Origin of the sequence: Frigoribacterium sp. VKM Ac-2530 (genome assembly GCF_015350835.1) — a bacterium.
Lineage (GTDB): Bacteria > Actinomycetota > Actinomycetes > Actinomycetales > Microbacteriaceae > Frigoribacterium.
Map to the genome: position 1 here is coordinate 989,085 of NZ_JADKSE010000001.1, position 19,069 is coordinate 1,008,153.

Genomic DNA, 19,069 nt, shown 5'->3' on the forward strand with positions numbered 1-19,069 from the left:
CCGTCGCGGCCTACGGGTAGACGACCACCGGGGTCGACGCCGGGAAGGCCGAGGTGACGGGCCACGACGCGAGGGCTCCGGCCGCCGACCAGCTCACCGCGGCCCGCAGCCCGTCGGCGTCACGCAGGGTCAGGACGTCGCCGCCGGCGACCGCCACGTCGACCGTGCTGCCCGCCGGGATCGTCAGCTCCTGCTCCGCGTCGCCGATCTCGACGGTCGCCGTGGTCGCCTCCGTGCCGGGGTTCGCGATCGACAGCGTCGGGCCCTCGCCCTGGGGCACCTGGACGAGCGTGTCGCCGCGCAGCGCCGGGGCCGCGGCGGCCCAGGCGAGGTCGACCGCACCGTCGGCCGAGATCGTGGAGGTGCGGGCACCGGCCACGACGGGGACCTGCGACATGAGGGTGGCGGTCCAGGTGCCGTCCGCGAGGCCGTCGACCGGCACGTCGGTGACGCGCCCGCCCTCGGCCCTCGTCTGGAACGTCGCGCCCGTGCCGTCGGCCGTGGAGAGCGTGATGGAGACCTGCGCGGCCTCGTCGCCGGGGACGTAGATGCGGACGACGCTCTGCAGGTCGGCCGACGAGGGCTCCGTGAGCGCGCCCTCGAGCGCCGCGGAGTCGCGGACGACGATGCCTGGGACGACCACCTGGCGGGCGGGCGAGGCGGCCCCGCTGACGATGTCGACCCCGCCGGGGTCGAGGGTGCGCACGACGCTCTGCTGCATCGAGGCGACGATGCGGCCTCCCCGGCTCTGGACGTGGACGACGGGCGACACGAGGCCCGTCGCGAAGCCCGAGAGCGGGACGACCTTCTGGCTGCGGGGGGCGACGACGATGCCGTCGATGCCGGGGCCCTGCACGCGGCCGTTCTCCGCGGCGATGCCGAGGTCGACGGTCGCGTTGACGTCCGTGGGGTTGACGAGCACGACGAGCGACACGCGGCCGGTCTCGGTCGAGCCGCCGACGAGCCAGGTCGAGCTCGTCGGCTCGGTGCACGGGGCGGCCGCGAAGCCCACGAGCTCGCCCTCGGAGACGGACTGGCTCTGGGCGGCCGCGACGAGCGGGACGTCGTCGCCCTCCACGGGCGTCGTCCACAGCACCGGGTCGGAGTCGCTCCCGTCCGCCCCGGCGAGGGCGGCGCTCTCGTCGTCGCCCGAGCTCGAGGCGGACGCGACCTGCGCCCGACCGACCGAGCTGGCGGTCGTGGCCTGCTGGCCCTCGTCGTCCGAGAGCTGGAGCAGCCCTCCCGCGCAGACGCGCTGCTGGTCGACCGCCACCGGGGCGACGAGCTGCCCGGCGGGCACGGTCTGCAGCGTCGGCAGCGGCAGGACGCCCGCGGCGCCGACGACCACGGCCGCGACGGCGAGGCCGGCCGCGCCGAGTCCGATGCGTCGGGTGCGCGCGATGATCGGTCGCTCAGTCATCTCTCTCCTCGTCGAAGGTGGTGGCGGGCTGCTCCGACTCGGGCACGCCGGCCCGGGAGCGTCGGCGGCGCGGCGTCGTCGGCACGGCCAGCAGCAGCGCGGAGCCGAACACGAGGGCCCAGCTGATCAGGACGACGGGGCGGAGCGGCCCGGCGTCGTCGCGGTCCGGAGCGGCGCCCGAGGCGTCGACCCAGCGCCAGAGCAGGCCGTTCGTGGTCTCGCCGACCGGCTGGAACGCCGCGGTCCCGTCGAGCGCCTCGCTCGCCCGGCGCTCGAGGGCCTGCGCCTCGTCGTCGCCGTCCGCGGCCTCGCCGAGGAGGACGAATCCGACCCCGAGCTGGTCGAGGTCGTCGGCCGGGTCGAAGCCGCTGATGCTCACGAGGTTGCCCGCGAGCACCGTGAGGTCCTCGTTGGTCGACGTCAGGCGCTGCGCCGTCGCGTCGAGGGTCGACTGGTCGTCGAGGGTCGCGCCCTGGCCGTGCTCGAGCGACACGGCGAGGGAGCCGTCCGGCTGCGGCGTGAGCACCAGGGTGCCCACCTCGGGCGACGCCTCGGCCTCGGCCGTGACGTACGCCGACAGGATGCGGCCCGAGCTGGGGCGCACGTCGCCGGTGCCGAGGTAGGCAGCGACGACGAGCGGGAACACGGACGCCACGGTCACCGCGGCGACGACGACGCCCGCCGTGGGCGCCACGCGCGGCAGCCGGTCGAGGGTGACCGCGGCCGCGCCGACGAGGCCCAGCAGGTACAGGCTCAGCCCGCTCCCTGCCCAGACCGAGGTCGTCTCGCTGCCGACGCCCGAGATCGAGACGTGGGTCGCGGCGACCGCCGTGACGAAGCCGAGCAGGGCGAGCGACAGGGCAGGCACGGCACGCCGTGCCTGCCCGACGAAGGGAGCGGCGACGGCGAGGAGGGCCAGCGGGACGAAGGCCGCCGCGACGACGACGGCCGCCGTCGAGCCGCTCACGCCGAGCCCGGCGAGCAGGGTCGTCCAGCCGTTCAGGCCGGTCTCGGGCGAGGCGACCAGCAGCTGCCACGGCGACGCGGGATCGATCCGTGCGGGGACGCCCGGGTCGGCGACGAGCCCCCACCAGGTGCCTCGCGAGATCTGCGCGACGGCGAGCGGCACGAAGAGCACCACGGCGGGCAGCGGGACGGCGAGCATGCGGTGGATGCCCCGGGGCCGGGTGGCGAGCGAGCCGAGCCAGATGACGACGAGGGCGGGCCACGACGACGGGGCGGACGCCGCGACGACCGCGAAGAGCAGGGAGGCGGTCGCCCCGGCGGCCCACGACCGGGCCGACCCGATCAGCGCCCAGATCAGGAAAGGCAGTGCGACGTGCGCGACGACCGCGCCGATGTGGCCCGACTGCAGGCCGGAGAGGAGGGGCGACGAGATCGCGTAGACCGCGGCGACCACGGCGGGGGTCCACGCCCGGCTCGTGACCCGACGAGCGGCGAACCAGGCGCCGAGGGCCGAGGCCGGCATCGCCACGAGCCAGAGCACGAGCACCGCGGTGGAGGGCGACCAGAACGTGATCGAGCCGAGCACGGCGAGCACCGCGGTGAACGGGTCGCTCGGCCCGACGAACCCGGTGCCGATCTCGTGGCGCCCCCACCCGACGTTGTCCCAGAGCTCGGCGACCGAGGTGCTGAGCGGCAGGAGGCCCCCGCCGGTCAGCGCCGGCTGCGGGAGGAACTCGAGGAACGCCACGACGCCCACGACGGCGGCGAGCAGCACGACCCACAGGCCGCCCGACCCGATGAAGCTCGCCCGGGGGTCCGTCGCGTCCTCGCCGTGCGCCACGAGGGCGTCGCGGTCGCTGACGCGCCTCTCGCGGATCAGGTTGAAGGAGGCGCGCAACGGCTCGACGGACGACCAGCTGGTCGTCCGCGTGCGCGCGAGCGTCCTCCGGGCGGGGAGCACCCGGGAACCGCCGAAGGCAGCGGTCAGGGCGGTGGCGAACTCCCCCGGGACCGCCCCGGGGTTCTTGGTGAGCAGGTGCCAGACGGACCGGACGAAGGCGAGGGGCACGAGCGAGAGCCAGTGCAGCGGCAGCGCGGCCGGGGGCGAGTAGACGAGCCGGCGGTGCAGCTGGGCGGCGCGGTGGAGGCGGGCGGCGCGGGCGTGCCCGCCGGGTGCCTGCCCGAAGTCCTCCGGTTGCCCGGCGCTGGACACCCGCGCGTCGGGCACGAGAACGACGCGGTGCCCCGCGAGGCGGGCGCGGACGGCGAGGTCGAGGGCGGCGTCGACGTGCGGGAGGCCGGGGTCGAAGCCGCCGAGGGCCGTCCAGACGCTGCGGCGGACGAGCATGCCGGCGGCCGCCACGCCCAGGACGTCCTCGTGGTGGTCGTGCTGCCCCTGGTCGAGCTGACTCTCGACGAGCGGCATCGACGCGCCGTACCGGGTCATCGTCTCGCCGAACTCGGCGATGACGGTCGGGTCGTCGAGCCGCATCAACTTCGGCCCGGCGACCGCGACCGACGGCGACACCTCGACCTGGGACAGGAGGCGGTCCAGCGCCTCGGGTCCGGGCACGTTGTCGTGCCCCAGGAACCACAGCCACTCGTCCGGGTCGACGGCGCCGTCGCGGGGAGAGTCGCCCGGCCCCGACACGCGCACGCCCTGCGCGAGCGCCTGGACGAAGGTCGTGGCGGCGGGCACGCTGGTCAGCTGTGCCGCCCCGCTGAGCGAGAGGCGCCCGGCCTCGCTGTCCTTGCCGCCCGCGTCGACCACGACCAGGGACTCCGGCGGGCGGGTCTGCCGCGACAGCGCGTCGAGGGTTCGGTCGAGGTAGGTCGCTCCACCAGGGGCGACGAGGATCGCTGTGACTCTCGGCTGCATGACCTGAGCAGCCTAGGTCGGGTGCCGCGCGCCTCCGCCGCGCCGCGCCGGTCCCTCCCTACCTGTGAGGGGCCGATGACGGCCGAGCCGCGCGAGCGTCGAGGGCCCGGGACGACGACGGCGCCCGTCCCCCTCGGGGACCGGGCGCCGTGGTGACGTCAGGGGAACGGACTAGGCCCGCTTGCGGAGCTTGCGGCGCTCACGCTCGGACAGGCCGCCCCAGATGCCGAAGCGCTCGTCGTTCTGCAGCGCGTACTCGAGGCACTGGGCGCGCACGTCGCACGAGGCGCAGATCTTCTTCGCGTCGCGGGTGGAGCCGCCCTTCTCGGGGAAGAACGCCTCGGGGTCGGTCTGGGCGCAGAGCGAGTCGACCTGCCACGACAGCTGGGCCTCGTCCTCCTCGCCGGACCGACGGACGCCGGGGACGCCCAGCAGCACCGGGTCGACGTGCCAGTCGTCGGGCACACCCGCTCGGACCGGTGCGACGAGGTCTCGGTCGTCACGGCTCTCGTCGATCGCCATGGCACATCTCCCCTCGTGTCGCTCGCTCCCTGGACGGCTGCGATGAGCCAATTACACCGGTGTAGTTCGGCCACGTCAAGTCGGACCCCATAAACCCTGCACCCCTCATCGAGGGTCAAGCGGGCTCCGGCGTGTCGGGGCGGGACGCGGCGAGCGCCGACGTCGCCGCCGAGGAGGCGGTCGTCGCGTCAGGGACGCGGCGCCGCGTCCCAGGCGCTGGTCACCATCTCGAGCAGCGTGTGGCGCATCTCCCAGTCGAGGTCGCGGGCCGCCAGGGCGCCGTCGGCGACGATGCGGTCGGGGTCGCCGGGACGACGGGGGCCGATCTCCGGGGTGAAGTCGACTCCGGTGCCCTCGCGCACGGCGTCCATGATCTCGGCCACCGAGACACCGCCTCCGGAGCCCAGGTTGTAGGCGGCCTCGACGGGCTCGCCCGCGTCGAGGCGGCGCGCCGCGGCGACGTGCGAGACGGCGAGGTCGGCGACGTGCACGTAGTCGCGGACGCAGGTGCCGTCGGGGGTGTCGTAGTCGTCGCCGTTGATCCGCGGCGCCCGCCCCGCGGCGAGCGCGTCGAAGACGAGCGGGAACAGGTTGTGCGGGCTGGCGTCCCACAGCTCGGGCGAGCCCGAGCCGACGACGTTGAAGTAGCGCAGGCTCGTGTGCCGGAGGCCGACGGCCGTCGCCTGGTCGCGGAGCAGCCACTCGCCGATCAGCTTGCTCTCGCCGTAGGGAGAGGCCGGCGCCTTGGGGGTGTCCTCGGTGACGACGTCCGTCGGCGGGGTGCCGTAGACGGCGGCGCTGGACGAGAAGACGACCCGGTCGACCCCGGCGTCGGCCATGGCGCCGAGGAGCACCTGCGTGCCGGTCACGTTCTGCTCGTAGGTGTGCAGCGGACGCTGCACCGAGACGCCGGCGTACTTGTAGCCGGCGACGTGGACGACGCCGGTCACGCCGTGGTCCGCGAGGGCTGCGGCCACCGCGTCGCGGTCGAGGATGCTGGCACGGACGAACGGCACGTCGCTCGGCACGAACGCCTCGAGGCCGGACGAGAGGTCGTCGAGGACGACGGCGTCCATGCCCGCCCCCGTGAGCTCGCGGACGACGTGGGACCCGATGTACCCGGCACCGCCGGTGACCAACCATGACATGTCGTCAGCCTAGCGAGGCGGGGAGGCGCCTCCCGGTCCGCGGCACCGCCGCGGCCGCGGCGCGGGTCAGGCGGGCGTCGCCACCCACAGCAGGCCGCCGCCGCTGACCGCGAGCCGGACCTCGTCGGGGGTCACGAAGGCGGACTCGCCGCGTGCGAGGTGGATGGTGCCGTCCTGTCCCTTGACGTCGACCTCGCCGTCGGTGACGAGCAGGATGCTCGGCCCGCCGATCTCGACGACCGCGCCCGCGCCTCCTGCGGCGACCCGCAGCAGCGCGAAGCCGGTGCCCTCGGGGGCGAAGCGCTCGACCCCGCGGGCGACCTCGACGGGTCGGAGCCACGGGACGGGCAACGGGGAGAACTCGAGCACCCGCAGCAGCTCGGGCACGTCGACGTGCTTGGGGGTGAGGCCGCCGCGCAGCACGTTGTCGGAGGGGGCCATCAGCTCGATGCCGAGCCCGCCGAGGTAGGCGTGGACGTTGCCCGCCGGCAGGAACAGCGCCTCGCCGGCCCGGAGCGAGACCCGGTTGAGCAGCAGCGACACGACGACGCCGGGGTCGCCCGGGTAGAGGCGGTCGAGCTCGACGACGGTCGCGGTGCTCGGGCTCGGGTCGGCGACCTCCCTCGCCAGCTCGGCGACCGACCCGACGACCCGTCGCGACTCGTCCGAGCCGTCGAAGAGCCAGGCCAGCGTCGACTCGAGCGACGCCGCGACGCTGCCGCGGAGGGCCGCGAGACGGCCGGTCCCCGCGTCGATCGCGTCGATGTCGGCGAGGGTCTCGGCCGGGTCGCGGAAGCCGCAGAGCGCGTCGAAGCTCTCGCTGAGGGCGACGATGATCTCGGGCTTCGGGAACCGGTCCTTGTAGTTGCGGTGCGGTGCGTCCAGGGGGACGCCCGCCGCCTCCTCGCGGGCGAAGCCCTCCTCGGCCTGCTCGGGCGTCGGGTGCGCCTGGATCGACAGCGGCTGGTCCGCGGCGAGCACCTTGAGGAGGAACGGCAGCTCGGTGCGGCCCCGGCCGAGCGCGCGGGCCGGCTCGGCCGCGAACCAGTCGGCCAGGGTGTCGGCGCCGTCCACGACGGCGGGCGCCACGACGATGCTCGGCGACCCGGGGTGCGCGCCCAGCCAGAGCTCGGCCTCAGGCCTGCCCGACGGCCTGCGCCCGAGCAGCTCGGAGATCGCGGTGCGGGAGCCCCACGCGTAGTCGCGCGGGGTGTTCGTGATGGCGAGGAACATGGTTCTCCGAGCGTGTCGTGGGTCGTGCCCGTCGGGCGGCGTTCGCGGCGACCGGGCGGCCGGGCTTGGGGCCCCTCTACAAAGGGCCGAGCGCGCCGGCCGGGAGGCCTTGGTCAAAACTACCAAGCTCGTTGCCGCCCCCCGGCCCTCCTGCCTAGGCTCGCCGCGTCTCACCCGGGACGGCGGCGCGCGGGCGTCGTCGTCGCCACCACGACACGGAGCAACGGAGCCACCTGATGTCCACACCGACCCTCACCTCGTTCACCTCGCTCGCCAGCGACTTCTACGGGTACGAAGACCTGCTCACCGACCGGGAGAAGTCGGTGCTGGCCGACCTGCGGCACTACCTCGAGACGGAGGTGAAGCCGATCGTCAACGACCACTGGGCCCGGGCGGAGTTCCCGACGAGGATCGTGAAGGGGCTCGCCGACCTCGGTATCTTCGCCCTCCCCTGGGAGGAGACCCGTCCGTTCGAGAACTCGGCCGTGTTCCGCGGCTGGGTCGCGCTCGAGCTGGCCAGGGTCGACGCGTCGGTCGCGACCTTCGTCGGCGTCCAGAACGGCCTGGCGATGGGGTCGATCAGCGTCGGGGGCTCCCCCGAGCAGCGCGCCGAGTGGCTGCCGAGGATGGCGAGCGGCGAGCTCGTGGGCGCCTTCGGCCTCACCGAGCCGCTCTCGGGCTCCGACTCGGCGCAGGGCCTCCGCACGGTCGCGACCCGGGACGGCGACGACTGGGTGCTGAACGGCTCGAAGCGCTGGATCGGCAACGCGACCTTCAGCGACCTGACGATCATCTGGGCCAAGAGCGCCGAGGACGGCCAGGTCAAGGGCTTCATCGTCCCGACCTCGACCCCCGGCTACACGGCGACCAAGATCGAGGACAAGCAGAGCCTCCGCATCGTGCAGAACGCCGACATCGTGCTCGACGGGGTCCGGGTGCCCGAGAGCCTGCGCCTCCAGCAGGCGAACTCGTTCCGCGACACGGCGGCGGTGCTGCGGCTCACCCGGGCCGAGGTCGCCTGGGCGGCGGTCGGCAACTCGATCGGCGCCTATGAGGCGGCCCTGGCCTACGCCGGGGAGCGCATCCAGTTCGGCAAGCCGATCGCCGCGCACCAGCTCGTCCAGGACCTGCTGGTCAAGTGCATCGGCAACATCACCGCCTCCCTCGGGATGGTCGTCCGCGTGTCGCAGATGCTCGACGACGGCAAGCAGCGCGACGAGCACGCCTCGCTGGCCAAGGCCTACACGACGGCCCGGATGCGTGAGACGGTGGCGCACGCCCGGGAGGTGCTGGGCGGCAACGGGATCGTGCTCGACTACGACGTCGCGCGCCACTTCGCGGACGCCGAGGCCCTCTACAGCTACGAGGGCACGCGTGAGATGAACACGCTGATCGTCGGCCGGAGCATCACCGGCCAGGCCGCCTTCGTCTGAGCCCCGGCCCGGCGCGGGGGCGCCGTCGTCTAGCCTGGTCCGCATGACGACGACGCTCCCCGCTCGCCGTGCCGCGCCGGCGCCTCCCGAGCGTGCCCGCACGCTCTTCGCCACGCTCGTCTTCCTCGTCCTCCTGGGCGGCGACGTGCTGCGCAACGCGACGAGCTTCTGGGGCTGGGGCGTGGTCTGCGGGGTCATGGTGATCGCCGCGGGGGTCGTCGTCGTACGGCACCCGCCGCGGGTGCGCACGCTGCCGCGCCTCCTCGTGCTCTGGCTCGCCTTCGCCGTCCTCTCGCTGGCGTGGTCGCAGTACCCGGCCGCCTCGGCCATCGGCATCGTCGCGACGCTGGCGACGACCCTCGGGGCCGTGGCGGTCACGTCGACGCTGCCCTGGCCGTCGATCGTCGTCGCCATGGGACGGGCGCTCCGGCTGCACGTCGGGGCCTCGCTGCTCTTCGAGCTCGTCGTCGGCGTGTTCGTGCGCCGGCCGGTGTGCCCGGTCTACCTCGACTGCTCGGGCGGCGTCCCCGACGCGTTCTTCTGGTCGCGGGCCGAGCTGTTCACGGGCGGCCGCATCCAGGGGCTGCAGGGCAACAGCAACATCCTCGCCGTGTTCGCCCTCCTGGCCCTGGTGGTGACGGCCGTGCAGCTCTCCGCCGGCCAGGTGACGAAGAACGCCGGCCGGGTCGGCATCGCCGCGGCCGTCGTCGCGCTCCTGCTCACGCGATCGGCCACCACGGTCGTCTGCGCCGTCGCCGTCGCCCTGGTGCTGCTCCTCGTGACCAGGCTGCGGGCGACGCCCGTCGAGAGACGCGGGCGGGTCTACGGCGCCGCCGCGGTCCTGGCCGTGCTCGCGGCGGCGCTCCTCGTGCTGGCGCGTCAGCCCCTGCTCGCCTTCGCCGGCCGGAGCGGCGACCTCACCGGCCGCACCGACATCTGGTCCGCCGTGCTCGACCTCGGCGTGCAGCACCCCGTCGTCGGCTGGGGCTGGGTCAGCTACTGGATCCCCATCTCCGAGCCGTTCATCGACCTCGCCGAGCGCAACGGCGTCGTCTACCTGCAGGCGCACGACGCCTACCTCGACGTCTGGTTCCAGCTCGGCTGGGTCGGCCTCGTGCTCTTCCTGCTCGTCGTCGTCGGCGTGCTGCTGCGGGCGTGGTCCTGGGCGACGGACCGCCGCGTCCTCGGCGTGGGACGCGAGGCGGCGTGGTCCGCGCTCGACCTCCTGCCGGTGCTGCTCCTCACCCTCCTCCTCGTGCACGGCCTCACCGAGTCGCGACTGATCGTCGAGTGGGGCTGGGCGATCTTCGTGGTCGTCGTCGTGGTCACGCGACGGGACGCCTACGGCTGGACGGACCGCGACCGGTGATCGACGGGCTCGGCCCGCGACGTCGCGACCCCCTGCGGCGGTACCTCTCGGCCTGGGTCGGCTTCTCCGCCGGCGGCCACTTCTCCCAGGCGCTCTCGGTGGCGATCGTGCTCTTCGCGTTCTCGACGCAGGCCATCCGCTCGGTGATGGGCTGGCCGGGCGCGGTCGCCGTGCTCGCGACGCTGCTCGTGCTCGCGGCGCTGTCGCTGTTCGGCGGCCGGCACCACGTCGAGTGGCACGGCATCCTGCCGGTGTCGCTCATCGCGCTCTTCGGCTTCATGGCGATCAGCGTGCTCTGGAGCGAGTACACCTGGGTCACCGTGGGAGGCGTCGCCTACGCCGCCGGGTTCGGCGCACTCGGCCTCTACCTCGCGCTGGGACGGGACCTGGTGCAGGTGGTGCGTGCCGTCGGGGACGCCCTGCGCATCGTCCTGGTCGCGTCCATGTCCCTCGAGGTGTTCGCGGGCCTGCTGATCGACCAGCCGATCCGGTTCCTCGGCATCCGCGGCGACCTGGCGCTCGGCGGGCCGATCCAGGGCCTCGCCGGCACGCGCAACTACCTCGGGTTCCTTGCTGCGCTCGCCCTCGTCACCTTCGTGGTCGAGTTCCTGACCCGGTCGGTCCCCCGGTCGCACGCCGCCGCCTCCGCCGTGCTCGCCGCCGTGACGCTGCTGTTCGCCCGCTCGCCCGTGGCGGCCCTGGCGGTGGTGGTGCTCATCGTCGCGGGCCTCGCCCTCCGCACGCTGCGGCGGGCGCCGGAGCACCGACGCCCCCTGCTGCAGAGCGTGCTGACCGTCGTGGTCGTGGTCGGCGGCGCGGTCTCCTGGGCCCTCCGCGACTCGTTGCTCGCGAGCGTCGACGGCGCCTCCGACCTGAGCGCACGGTCGCTCCTCTGGGCACGCGTCCGGAGCCTCGCCAGCGTGCACGACATCACCGGGTGGGGCTTCGTCGGCCAGTGGCCGGCCGAGATCTTCCCCTTCTCCACCGTGCTGGCACCCGACGGACGTCCCTACGCGACGGCGCTGAACGCCTTCTTCGACATGTGGCTCCAGCTCGGCCTCGTGGGCGTGCTGCTGCTCGTCGTCTCGGGGACCCTCGCCCTCGTGCGGAGCTGGGCCACCGCCTCCGGCCACCCGATCGTCGCGTACGTCTGGCCGGCGCTCGTGCTCGTGCTGATCGGGGTCACCGCCCTCGCCGAGAGCTTCGTCCTCTCCGAGGGCACGCTCATGCTGTTCGTCGCGATCGCGACGATCGCGGCGCGCAAACGATCGTGGCGGTCCCGCCTGCCGCGGCTGTCGGGCCCCCCGGTCGGGTCGGACCGCTAGGCGGCCCGATCGCCGTCAGCGCTCGACGACCCAGTCGGGGCCCGGCCGGCGACCGAGCAGGGTCGCCAGGCGTCGCTGCACGCCCCAGACGGTGACGCGGGCCATGGCCTCGACGACGATCGCCTGGCTCATCTTCGACTCGCCGAGCTCGCGTTCGCGGAACTCGATGGGCACCTCCACGACGCGACCGCCGCCGTCCAACGTGCGGAGCGTCATGTCCACCTGGAAGCAGTAGCCCTTGGAGTCGATGCTCGAGAGGTCCATCGCGGCGAGTGCGGCCCGGGTGTAGACACGGAAGCCGGCCGTGACGTCCTTGAGGCGCAGGCCCAGGGCGAGGCGGGCGTACAGGTTGCCGCCGCGGCTCAGCAGCTGGCGGGACACGGGCCAGTCCACGACGGAGCCGCCGGGCACCCACCGGCTGCCGATCGCGAGGCTCGGCGTCCACGGGGCGGTCCCCGTGACCCGCGAGATCATCTCGGGCAGCGCCTCCGGCGGGTGCGAGCCGTCGGCGTCCATCTCGATGACGAAGTCGTAGCCGCGCTCCAGGCCCCACCGGAAGCCCTTGACGTACGCCGAGCCGAGTCCGAGCTTGCCGGTGCGGTGCTCGACGTGGATCCGGTCGTCGTCGGCGGCCATGCGCTCCGCCAGCTCGCCCGTGCCGTCGGGGCTGCCGTCGTCGACGACGAGCACGTCGACCTCGGGCACGGCAGCGAAGAGGCGCCCGAGGATGATCGGGAGGTTCTCGACCTCGTCGTAGGTGGGGAGGACGACGAGGGCGCCGGCGCCGGCGTGGGGGCGGGGGGTCATGCGGTGCCTTTCAGGAGAGCGACCCCCCACATTAGAGGTCGTGCCCGCGAGAGGACCGCCGGCGCGTCGCGGCACGGCCCCGCTGCGGGACGCCCGGCTGTTACGATCCCAGCATGGTCTCCCTCGAGAAGACGCTCGTCGTCATGCCCGCCTACAACGAGGAGGCGGCGATCGCAGGGGTGATCGCCGAGGTCTACGCCACTCTCCCCGGCGTCGGCGTGCTCGTGGTGAACGACGGATCGAGCGACGCGACCGTCGCCGTGGCCCGTGCCGCGGGCGCGACCGTCGTCGACCTCCCCTTCAACCTCGGCGTCGGCGGCGCGATGCGGACCGGCTTCAAGTTCGCCAGGTCGAACGGCTTCGACAACGTCGTCCAGGTCGACTCGGACGGCCAGCACGACCCGATCGGGGTCCCCGCGCTCGTCGAGGCGCTGCAGACGAACGACGTGGCCATCGGGGCACGCTTCGCCGGCGAGGGCGACTACGACGCCCGCGGCCCCCGACGCTGGGCCATGACGGTGCTCGCCACCGTCGTGAGCCGCATCGCGCACACGCCCCTGACCGACACCACCTCCGGCTTCCGGGCTGCGGGCCCCCGCGCCGTCGCCATCTTCGCCGACCACTACCCCGCCGAGTACCTCGGCGACACCGTCGAGTCGCTCGTCCTGGCCGCGAGGGCCGGGTGCCGCATCACGCAGGTGCCCGTCTCGATGCGGCCCCGAGCTGGCGGCACGCCGTCCCACGACCCCGTCAAGGCGGCCGTGTACCTCGGCCGCGCCTGCCTCGCGCTCGTCATCGCCCTCTGGCGCCCGCCCCTCGCCCTCAGCCCGGAAGCCACCCCTGCCGCATGACCGTCACCACCTACGTCTTCGGCATCGTGTCGGCGGCGCTCGTCCTCCTCGTCGTCTTCGAGATGCTGCGGCGCCGCCGCGTGCGCGAGCGCCACGCGCTCGCCTGGATCGTCGCCGGCGCCTTCGCGCTCCTGGTCGCGGTCTTCCCGCAGCTGCTGACGAACACCGCGAGCCTCATCGGCATCTCGGTGCCGACCAACCTCGGGTTCTTCATCGGGGTCGTCGTCCTCTTCCTCGTGTCCGTGCAGCACAGCGCCGAGCTCACCGTGCTCGAGGAGAAGTCACGGACCCTCGCCGAGAACGTCGCGCTCCAGGACGAGCGCATCGCCCGCCTCGAGGCCGAGGTCCGCACCCCGGGCCGGGACCCGCGGGCATGACGACGACGCCACGCGTCTCGGTCGTCATGCTGGCCTTCGGCGACGAGCCGGTGCTCCGTCTCGCCGTCGACGCGGTGCTCGCGTCGACCGGGGTCGACGTCGACCTCGTCCTGGTGGACAACGGGTGCACCTCGTCGGCCGTGCGCGACCTGCGCCCCGACCCGCGCCTCCGGGTGGTCGTCCCCGAGTCCAACCTCGGCTTCGCCGGCGGGGTCAACTACGGAGCCCGGTCCGCCGAGGGCGAGTGGCTCGCCCTCGTCAACAGCGACGCCGAGGTGGACCGCGAGGCCCTCTCCGAGCTGGTCTCGGTGGCTGCCCGCCCCGACGTGGGCATCGCGAGCGGCAGCATCCGCCTGGCCTCCGACCCCTCGACGATGAACAGCGCCGGCAACCCGGTGCACGTCGTCGGGCTCAGCTGGGCCGGCGGACTCGGCGAACCCGCGACGGCCCACGCCGAGGAGGCGGACGTCGCGTCCGCGTCCGGCGCCGGCCTGGTCCTGTCGCGGGCCCTGTGGACGCAGCTCGGAGGCTTCGCCGACGAGTACTTCGCCTACCACGAGGACGTCGACCTGAGCTGGCGGACCTGGCAGGCCGGACTGCGGGTCGTCTACGTGCCGGACGCCGTCGTCGTGCACCACTACGAGTTCAGCCGCAACCCGCTCAAGATGTTCCTGCTGGAGAAGAACCGACAGGTGTTCCTCCGCACGGCCTACGGGCCCCGCCTGCGAGCCGTCACGTGGCTGCCGGTCACTGCGCTCGACCTCGCCATGGAGCTCGTCGCCCGGTCCCAGGGATGGTCGGCCGAGAAGCGCCGGGCCCGTACCTGGCTCCGTGAGAACTCGGACTGGGTCGAGTCCCGCCGGCGGCAGGTGCAGGCCGCCAGGACCGTCCCCGACCGTGACCTCGTGCACCTCCTCACGGCCCACCTCGACCAGCAGGTCTTCCCCCTCCCGCGTGGTGCGGGCGTGCTCCAGTGGGCGATGCGCGCCTACTGGTCAGCCGTTCGGCGGTTCGTGTGAGCGCCCCCACGACGGAGACCGAGGTCGGCGCCGTCCCCGACAGGACTCCCCCGGCCCGCCCGGGCCCCGGACGGCGCCTCCGACGCTGGGCGACCGGGCCGCGGGCCCTCCGCGCGGCGGTCGTCGTCGGCCTCCTGCTCGTCCTCGAGCTCGCGACGTTCCACGGCTGGTTGTCCGGGTCCACTGCACCGCAGTGGGACTTCTACAACCAGTACAACACGGAGGCGTGGGCGTGGTGGCGCGACGGCGGGGCGCTCTCCCCGCCGCAGTGGATGCCCTACGCCTGGGGCGGCTACCCCGCCTTGCTCGACGCGCAGAACAGCTCCTGGTACCTGCCGGTCGGGCTCCTCACCCTGGTGACGCCCCTGACCATCCACGCCTCGGCTGTGCTCTCCGCGCTGCACGTCGGGTTCGGCGCCCTCGGCGTCTACGTCCTGCTGCGGTCGTCACGGGTCTCGTTCCTCCCCGCCGTGCTCGGGCTCACGGTCTGGTTCTTCGCAGCCGGCCCGTTCAGCAACGCCACGCACCTCGACATCAGCCGGGCGTGGGCGTGGATGCCGTGGATCTTCCTGGTCATCAGCGCCTCCTGGCGGTGGGACAGGCTCTGGCGCTGGCTCGTCGCCGGTCTCGTGCTCTGGCAGGGCGCCCTGTCGTTCTACCCGGGCATCCTCGTGGCGACGGTCTACGTCGGGGGCGTCTTCGTCCTCGTGACCCAGCTCGTGCTCCGGCCCAAGCTCCGCGCGTACCTCCTGCCGCTGGCCGTGGTCGCCGTCGCCGCAGCCGCCATGACCACTCTGCGGTTCCTCCCCCTGTACCTCACCCGCGGCGTGGGCTCTCCGTCGAGCGACGACGCGAGCGCCTTCCCCCTGCGGATGATCGGGACGTTCCTCTACCCCTACGGGAGTGAGACGCTCCTGAACGACGTCACCATGCGTTCGTTCTTCCTCGCCGCTCCGGTGTTCGCCCTCCTGCCCTTCGTCGTGCTGCTGGGGCGTCGGGTCGCCCCCGTCGTCGCCGCGACCCTGGCGGCCGCGGCCCTGGGACTGCCGCTGTGGCCCTGGCACGACGCTGTCCGGCACCTGCCGGGCATGTCGCTGAGCCGCTTCACCATGTCCGACTTCAAGCCCATGCTGTTGCTCGGGCTCGTCGTGCTCGCAGCGCTGGTCGCCGACCGTCTCGCGCGGCGCCCCACGACGGGGCGGACCGGCGACCGTGGCGACCTGGTGCGACTCGCGGGCGCGGGCGTCCTCACGGTGCTCGTGGCGGGAGTCTTCCTCGCAGCCGCGCTCGCGGGCGACTTCGACGAGATCGGGTGGGTGACGCAGTACGCGTTCCTGGCCGTGTCGATCGTCGCCGTGTGGGCGTGGGTGCGCCGGGGTGCGGCGGCTGCCGTGGTCGTCCCCGTGCTGGTCGTCGTCGCGGCCGGCTCGGGGGTGACGGCGGCGCTCGCGACACCTGCTCCGTGGACGTCCGACCGCGCGGCCGTCGAGCAGATCTCGTTCGGCGCCGAGGTCGACGACCTCATGGCCCTCTACCCGTCGGTCCCCGCCGATGCCGACCGGCGCCCGGCGCGACTGGCGCCCGAGGGCGTCGCCGAGCCCGGGCAGGCGCTCGCGACGATCTGGGGCCGAGCGTTCTACACCGGCGAGGACTCCTTGATGGGGTACGTGAACCTCAAGGGGACCGGGCCCTTCGAGCAGATCAACGACGACCTCTTCGAGGGCGACAGCCGCGAGGACGCCCTGGCGTTCTGGAGCGCCGCCGGACTGCTCATCCAGGAACCGACCGGCTCCTACCCGACCGCCGCCGACCTCGACGAGTGCGTGACGAGCGGCGCGTGCGGGGCCGACGTCGCACCGGTCTCCTACGCGGCCGGCGAGCTCCGTTACGACGTCAGCGGTGACGAGCCCGTCGCCCTCGTCGCGAACGAGACGTGGTACCCGGGCTGGACGGCGACGGCGTGCCCCGTGGACGACTCGGGGCAGGGGTGCCGCGACGTCGCCGTGACCGCCGCCGCGAGCTCCGGGCTGCGTCTCGAGCTCCCCGCCGGCTCGTGGTCGGTCGCGCTCGAGTACCGGCTCCCCGGCCAGACGGCGTCGTTCGTCGCCGCCGTGGCCGGCCTGCTCCTCCTCGTCGTCGGCGGCGGCCTCGCCGAGCTGCGCCGCTGCGACCGCCGCGACCGCGGTCGGGGTCGTGGTCGCGCGGACGGGCCTCGTGGGCTCGCCGAGCGCGGGGCCGGCTCGTGACCGAGACCCGACGCGAGCACCTGAGGACGCTCGTGAGGTTCGGACTCGTCGGCGGCGGCAACAGCCTGCTCCACGCCGCCGTCGTCCTGGGCCTCGGTGCGCTCACCGGGGGCGCGACGGGGTGGGTGCTCGTCCTCGTCGGGTGGGTGATCTGCATCCCCATCGGCTACGTCACGCAGGCGCGCCTGGTGTGGCGCCGCCCCCTGTCGTGGTCGGGCCTCGCGAAGATCTCCGTCAGCCAGGTCCCGAGCGCGACCATCAGCACCGCGGCCGCCGCCGTCGGTGGCTCGCTCGGCTTCCCCCTCGTCGCGCAGGAGGCGATGGCCCTGGTGACGGGAGCCGTCATCAGCTACGTGCTGCAGCGGTTCTGGGTCTTCCGCGCCCCGCCCGCCTGACGTCGCGACCGCCGCGGTCGGATCGGTCGCCGGCGCGTCGGGTCAGCCCCGTGCCCGTCGGGTCAGCTTCGGCCGTGGACGACGAAGCGGGCGAACATGTCGCGCCAGGTCGCGGCGATGCCGATGCCGAGCGGGGTCCGTCCTGCCTCGTCGGCCGCCCCCGTCGACGGGCGGAGGCGCAGGTCGTGGCCCTGCATCGACGTCAGGGGCGACGTCCCGAGCACGATCAGCGGCTTGGCGCCGGCGACCGCCGCGACGGCCGTGATGACCGTCGCCACGGTGGTGGCCGTGCCGCTCGCCACCACTCGCAGCTCCGCACGGGCGCCCGAGGCCCGGTGCTCGCGGACGAGGGCCAGGGAGGCCCTGGCCGCGTCGTCGACGTAGACGTAGTCGCGGAGGGTGTCGAGGGGCACGAAGATCGAGATCGGGCGCCGCTGCAGCGTGCTGCGGCACAGGTGCGAGATGAGCCCCTGCTGCTTGTCGAGGTCCTGGCCCGGACCGTAGATGTTCGCGAACCGCCCGACGACGGACGTCACCGACGGGACGTCCGCGAGGACCCGGAGGGCGCCCTCGAGCCGGAGCTTGGTGCGTCCGTACTCCGAGAGGGGCGCCACGGGCGACGTCTCGCCGAAGGGGGCGCCGGACGCGCCGGCGAACACCCCTCCGGCCGACGAGGCCAGGAACACGACGCCCGGCGCCGCCGACGGCGCCCGGCGGATCTCGGCGAGGAACTCCTCGAACCGGCCAACCTCGTGGTCGGCCGTCTCCCGGTCCATCCCGTTGACGCCGGCGCCGGCGCACCAGAACAGCGCCCACGGAGCCGTCCGGGCACCCAGTGACCGGGCGACCTCGGCCAGGTCGGAGGTCGCGTCGGACGGCGAGCCCCAGCGCACGCGGGGCGTCCCCACCAGGGAGAAGTCGTGGCTCGCGTCGACCGCGCGCACGACGGCCGCACCGAGGAGGCCCCGGGAGCCCACGACGACGCAGTCGACCCCCGGACGTGACCCGGGGACCGAGGTCGAGCCTGTCCCCGCGTCGGTCACGCGTCGGCCGTGGCCCGGGCGTGGGCGGCAGGCCTGCCGAGGGGCCCCGCCGCCACGTCGCCGAGGATCACGTAGGCCGGCCGGCCCATGGCGCTGTTGACCGCCACGCCGATGTACTCGGCGACGATGCCGAGGAAGAAGAGGACCGCGCCGCTGGCGACGAGCAGGACGATCATGAGCGACGCCCACCCCGGCTCGACGATGAGGTCGAAGAGACGCGCGATGAGGACGAAGACGGCGAAGACGGCCCCAACGGCGGCGAGCAGCGCCCCCACGACGCTCACGAGCCGCAGTCCCTTCGTGCCCGAGGTCAGGAACATGCGCCAGAAGTGCGAGAGGAGCTTGCGCGGCGAATAGCCGGAGGCTCGGCCGCCCTCCTCGCGGAGGACGACGTCGCACTGCGCCACCCGGGCGGTGATCCAGCCGAGGGCGACGTCGAGGTAGACGCCCGTGCCGGCGTACGCCGACACCGCCCGCGCCACGTCCCCGAGGACCAGGCGGTAGCTCTGGTAGACCGTCACGTTCGGGTCGCTGGAGACACCGGAGATGATGCGCTTCGAGGCGCGCGACGCGAGGTTGCGCGCGAAGCCGTGGGGCGCGGTGTTGACGGCCCGAGAGTAGACCAGGGCTGCCTGTTCGCGCATCGCCGTGTCGAGCATGTCCGGGATGAACCGAGGGTCGTGCTGACCGTCCTCGTCGAGCGTGACCACCCACTCGCCGCCGGACGACGCCATTCCCGCGAGGGTGGCGGCGTGCTGGCCGTAGTTGCGGCTCAGCCAGACGAGCCTGACCTGGGGGTGCGCCGCGGCCAGCCCTCGCATGACGACGTCGGACCCGTCGGGGCCGTTGTCGAACACCAGGACGACCTCGGCGACGACGTAGGCGTGACCGTCACGAGACCTCTGCTCGACGAACAGAGGAGCGATCTCGTCGAGGACGCCGGAGAGCGTGCTGCTGCCCTGGTAGACGGGCACGACCACCGAGATCTGGTGGGCGGCATAGCTCATCTTCTCACCAGCGGTCACGGGAGACGACG

The 19,069-nt window shown here is 73.8% G+C and carries 16 protein-coding genes; 8 read left to right on the plus strand and 8 right to left on the minus strand.

What is annotated here, in order from left to right:
• Positions 1-10: 10 nt before the first annotated feature.
• From ITJ48_RS04505 to manA, 5 genes are all read right to left on the minus strand, one after another.
• On the minus strand, positions 11-1,420 hold the full coding sequence (locus tag ITJ48_RS04505) for a DUF5719 family protein (RefSeq protein ID WP_194612558.1): 1,410 nt from the start codon (positions 1,418-1,420) through the stop codon (positions 11-13).
• Entirely contained in the window at positions 1,413-4,265 is a 2,853-nt protein-coding gene (locus ITJ48_RS04510; protein WP_194612559.1) for a glycosyltransferase, read from the minus strand. The genes ITJ48_RS04505 and ITJ48_RS04510 overlap by 8 nt, the downstream gene beginning before the upstream one ends.
• Before the next feature lie 171 nt (positions 4,266-4,436).
• On the minus strand, positions 4,437-4,787 hold the full coding sequence (locus tag ITJ48_RS04515) for a WhiB family transcriptional regulator (protein ID WP_194612560.1): 351 nt from the start codon (positions 4,785-4,787) through the stop codon (positions 4,437-4,439).
• A 188-nt stretch (positions 4,788-4,975) separates the two neighbouring features.
• Positions 4,976-5,935, minus strand: coding sequence for a UDP-glucose 4-epimerase GalE (gene galE, locus ITJ48_RS04520; RefSeq protein ID WP_194612561.1), 960 nt, complete (start codon positions 5,933-5,935; stop codon positions 4,976-4,978).
• A gap of 66 nt (positions 5,936-6,001) precedes the next feature.
• Positions 6,002-7,168, minus strand: a complete 1,167-nt coding sequence (gene manA / locus ITJ48_RS04525) for a mannose-6-phosphate isomerase, class I (RefSeq protein WP_194612562.1) — start codon at positions 7,166-7,168, stop codon at positions 6,002-6,004.
• A 236-nt stretch (positions 7,169-7,404) separates the two neighbouring features.
• Between manA and ITJ48_RS04530 the strand changes: the two genes are divergently transcribed.
• The 3 genes from ITJ48_RS04530 to ITJ48_RS04540 are packed head-to-tail and all read left to right on the plus strand — an operon-like array spanning position 7,405 to position 11,295.
• A complete protein-coding gene (locus ITJ48_RS04530; protein ID WP_194612563.1) occupies positions 7,405-8,601 on the plus strand; it encodes an acyl-CoA dehydrogenase family protein in 1,197 nt (398 codons plus the stop codon).
• Between the two features lie 43 nt (positions 8,602-8,644).
• The gene (locus ITJ48_RS04535; RefSeq protein ID WP_194612564.1) at positions 8,645-9,970 is read left to right on the plus strand and encodes an O-antigen ligase; all 1,326 of its coding nucleotides are present in this window, start codon (positions 8,645-8,647) and stop codon (positions 9,968-9,970) included.
• Complete coding sequence (locus ITJ48_RS04540; protein WP_194612565.1) at positions 9,967-11,295, plus strand: O-antigen ligase family protein; 1,329 nt, start codon at positions 9,967-9,969, stop codon at positions 11,293-11,295. Before ITJ48_RS04535 ends, ITJ48_RS04540 begins: the two co-directional genes overlap by 4 nt.
• A 15-nt stretch (positions 11,296-11,310) precedes the next feature.
• Here ITJ48_RS04540 and ITJ48_RS04545 read toward each other — a convergent pair whose 3' ends face one another.
• The gene (locus tag ITJ48_RS04545; protein WP_194612566.1) at positions 11,311-12,102 is read right to left on the minus strand and encodes a polyprenol monophosphomannose synthase; all 792 of its coding nucleotides are present in this window, start codon (positions 12,100-12,102) and stop codon (positions 11,311-11,313) included.
• Positions 12,103-12,215: 113 nt separating this feature from the next.
• Here ITJ48_RS04545 and ITJ48_RS04550 point away from each other — a divergent pair, with 113 nt between their 5' ends.
• From ITJ48_RS04550 to ITJ48_RS04570, 5 genes are read left to right on the plus strand one after another with little or no spacing between them, the layout of a single operon-like run.
• Positions 12,216-12,953, plus strand: a complete 738-nt coding sequence (locus tag ITJ48_RS04550) for a glycosyltransferase family 2 protein (RefSeq protein WP_194612567.1) — start codon at positions 12,216-12,218, stop codon at positions 12,951-12,953.
• On the plus strand, positions 12,950-13,330 hold the full coding sequence (locus tag ITJ48_RS04555; RefSeq protein WP_194612568.1) for a DUF2304 domain-containing protein: 381 nt from the start codon (positions 12,950-12,952) through the stop codon (positions 13,328-13,330). Before ITJ48_RS04550 ends, ITJ48_RS04555 begins: the two co-directional genes overlap by 4 nt.
• Positions 13,327-14,349, plus strand: coding sequence for a glycosyltransferase family 2 protein (locus ITJ48_RS04560; RefSeq protein WP_194612569.1), 1,023 nt, complete (start codon positions 13,327-13,329; stop codon positions 14,347-14,349). The genes ITJ48_RS04555 and ITJ48_RS04560 overlap by 4 nt, the downstream gene beginning before the upstream one ends.
• Positions 14,346-16,595 (plus strand): hypothetical protein, encoded by a 2,250-nt coding sequence (locus ITJ48_RS04565; protein ID WP_194612570.1) that lies wholly within the window; start codon positions 14,346-14,348, stop codon positions 16,593-16,595. The genes ITJ48_RS04560 and ITJ48_RS04565 overlap by 4 nt, the downstream gene beginning before the upstream one ends.
• 32 nt (positions 16,596-16,627) lie before the next feature.
• A complete protein-coding gene (locus ITJ48_RS04570; protein ID WP_194612571.1) occupies positions 16,628-16,990 on the plus strand; it encodes a GtrA family protein in 363 nt (120 codons plus the stop codon).
• Between the two features lie 62 nt (positions 16,991-17,052).
• On the opposite strand, the gene ITJ48_RS04575 is transcribed toward ITJ48_RS04570, so the two are convergent.
• A complete protein-coding gene (locus ITJ48_RS04575; protein WP_194612572.1) occupies positions 17,053-18,033 on the minus strand; it encodes an NAD-dependent epimerase/dehydratase family protein in 981 nt (326 codons plus the stop codon).
• Positions 18,030-19,058, minus strand: coding sequence for a glycosyltransferase (locus ITJ48_RS04580; RefSeq protein WP_370544777.1), 1,029 nt, complete (start codon positions 19,056-19,058; stop codon positions 18,030-18,032). The genes ITJ48_RS04575 and ITJ48_RS04580 overlap by 4 nt, the downstream gene beginning before the upstream one ends.
• Positions 19,059-19,069 lie beyond the last annotated feature (11 nt).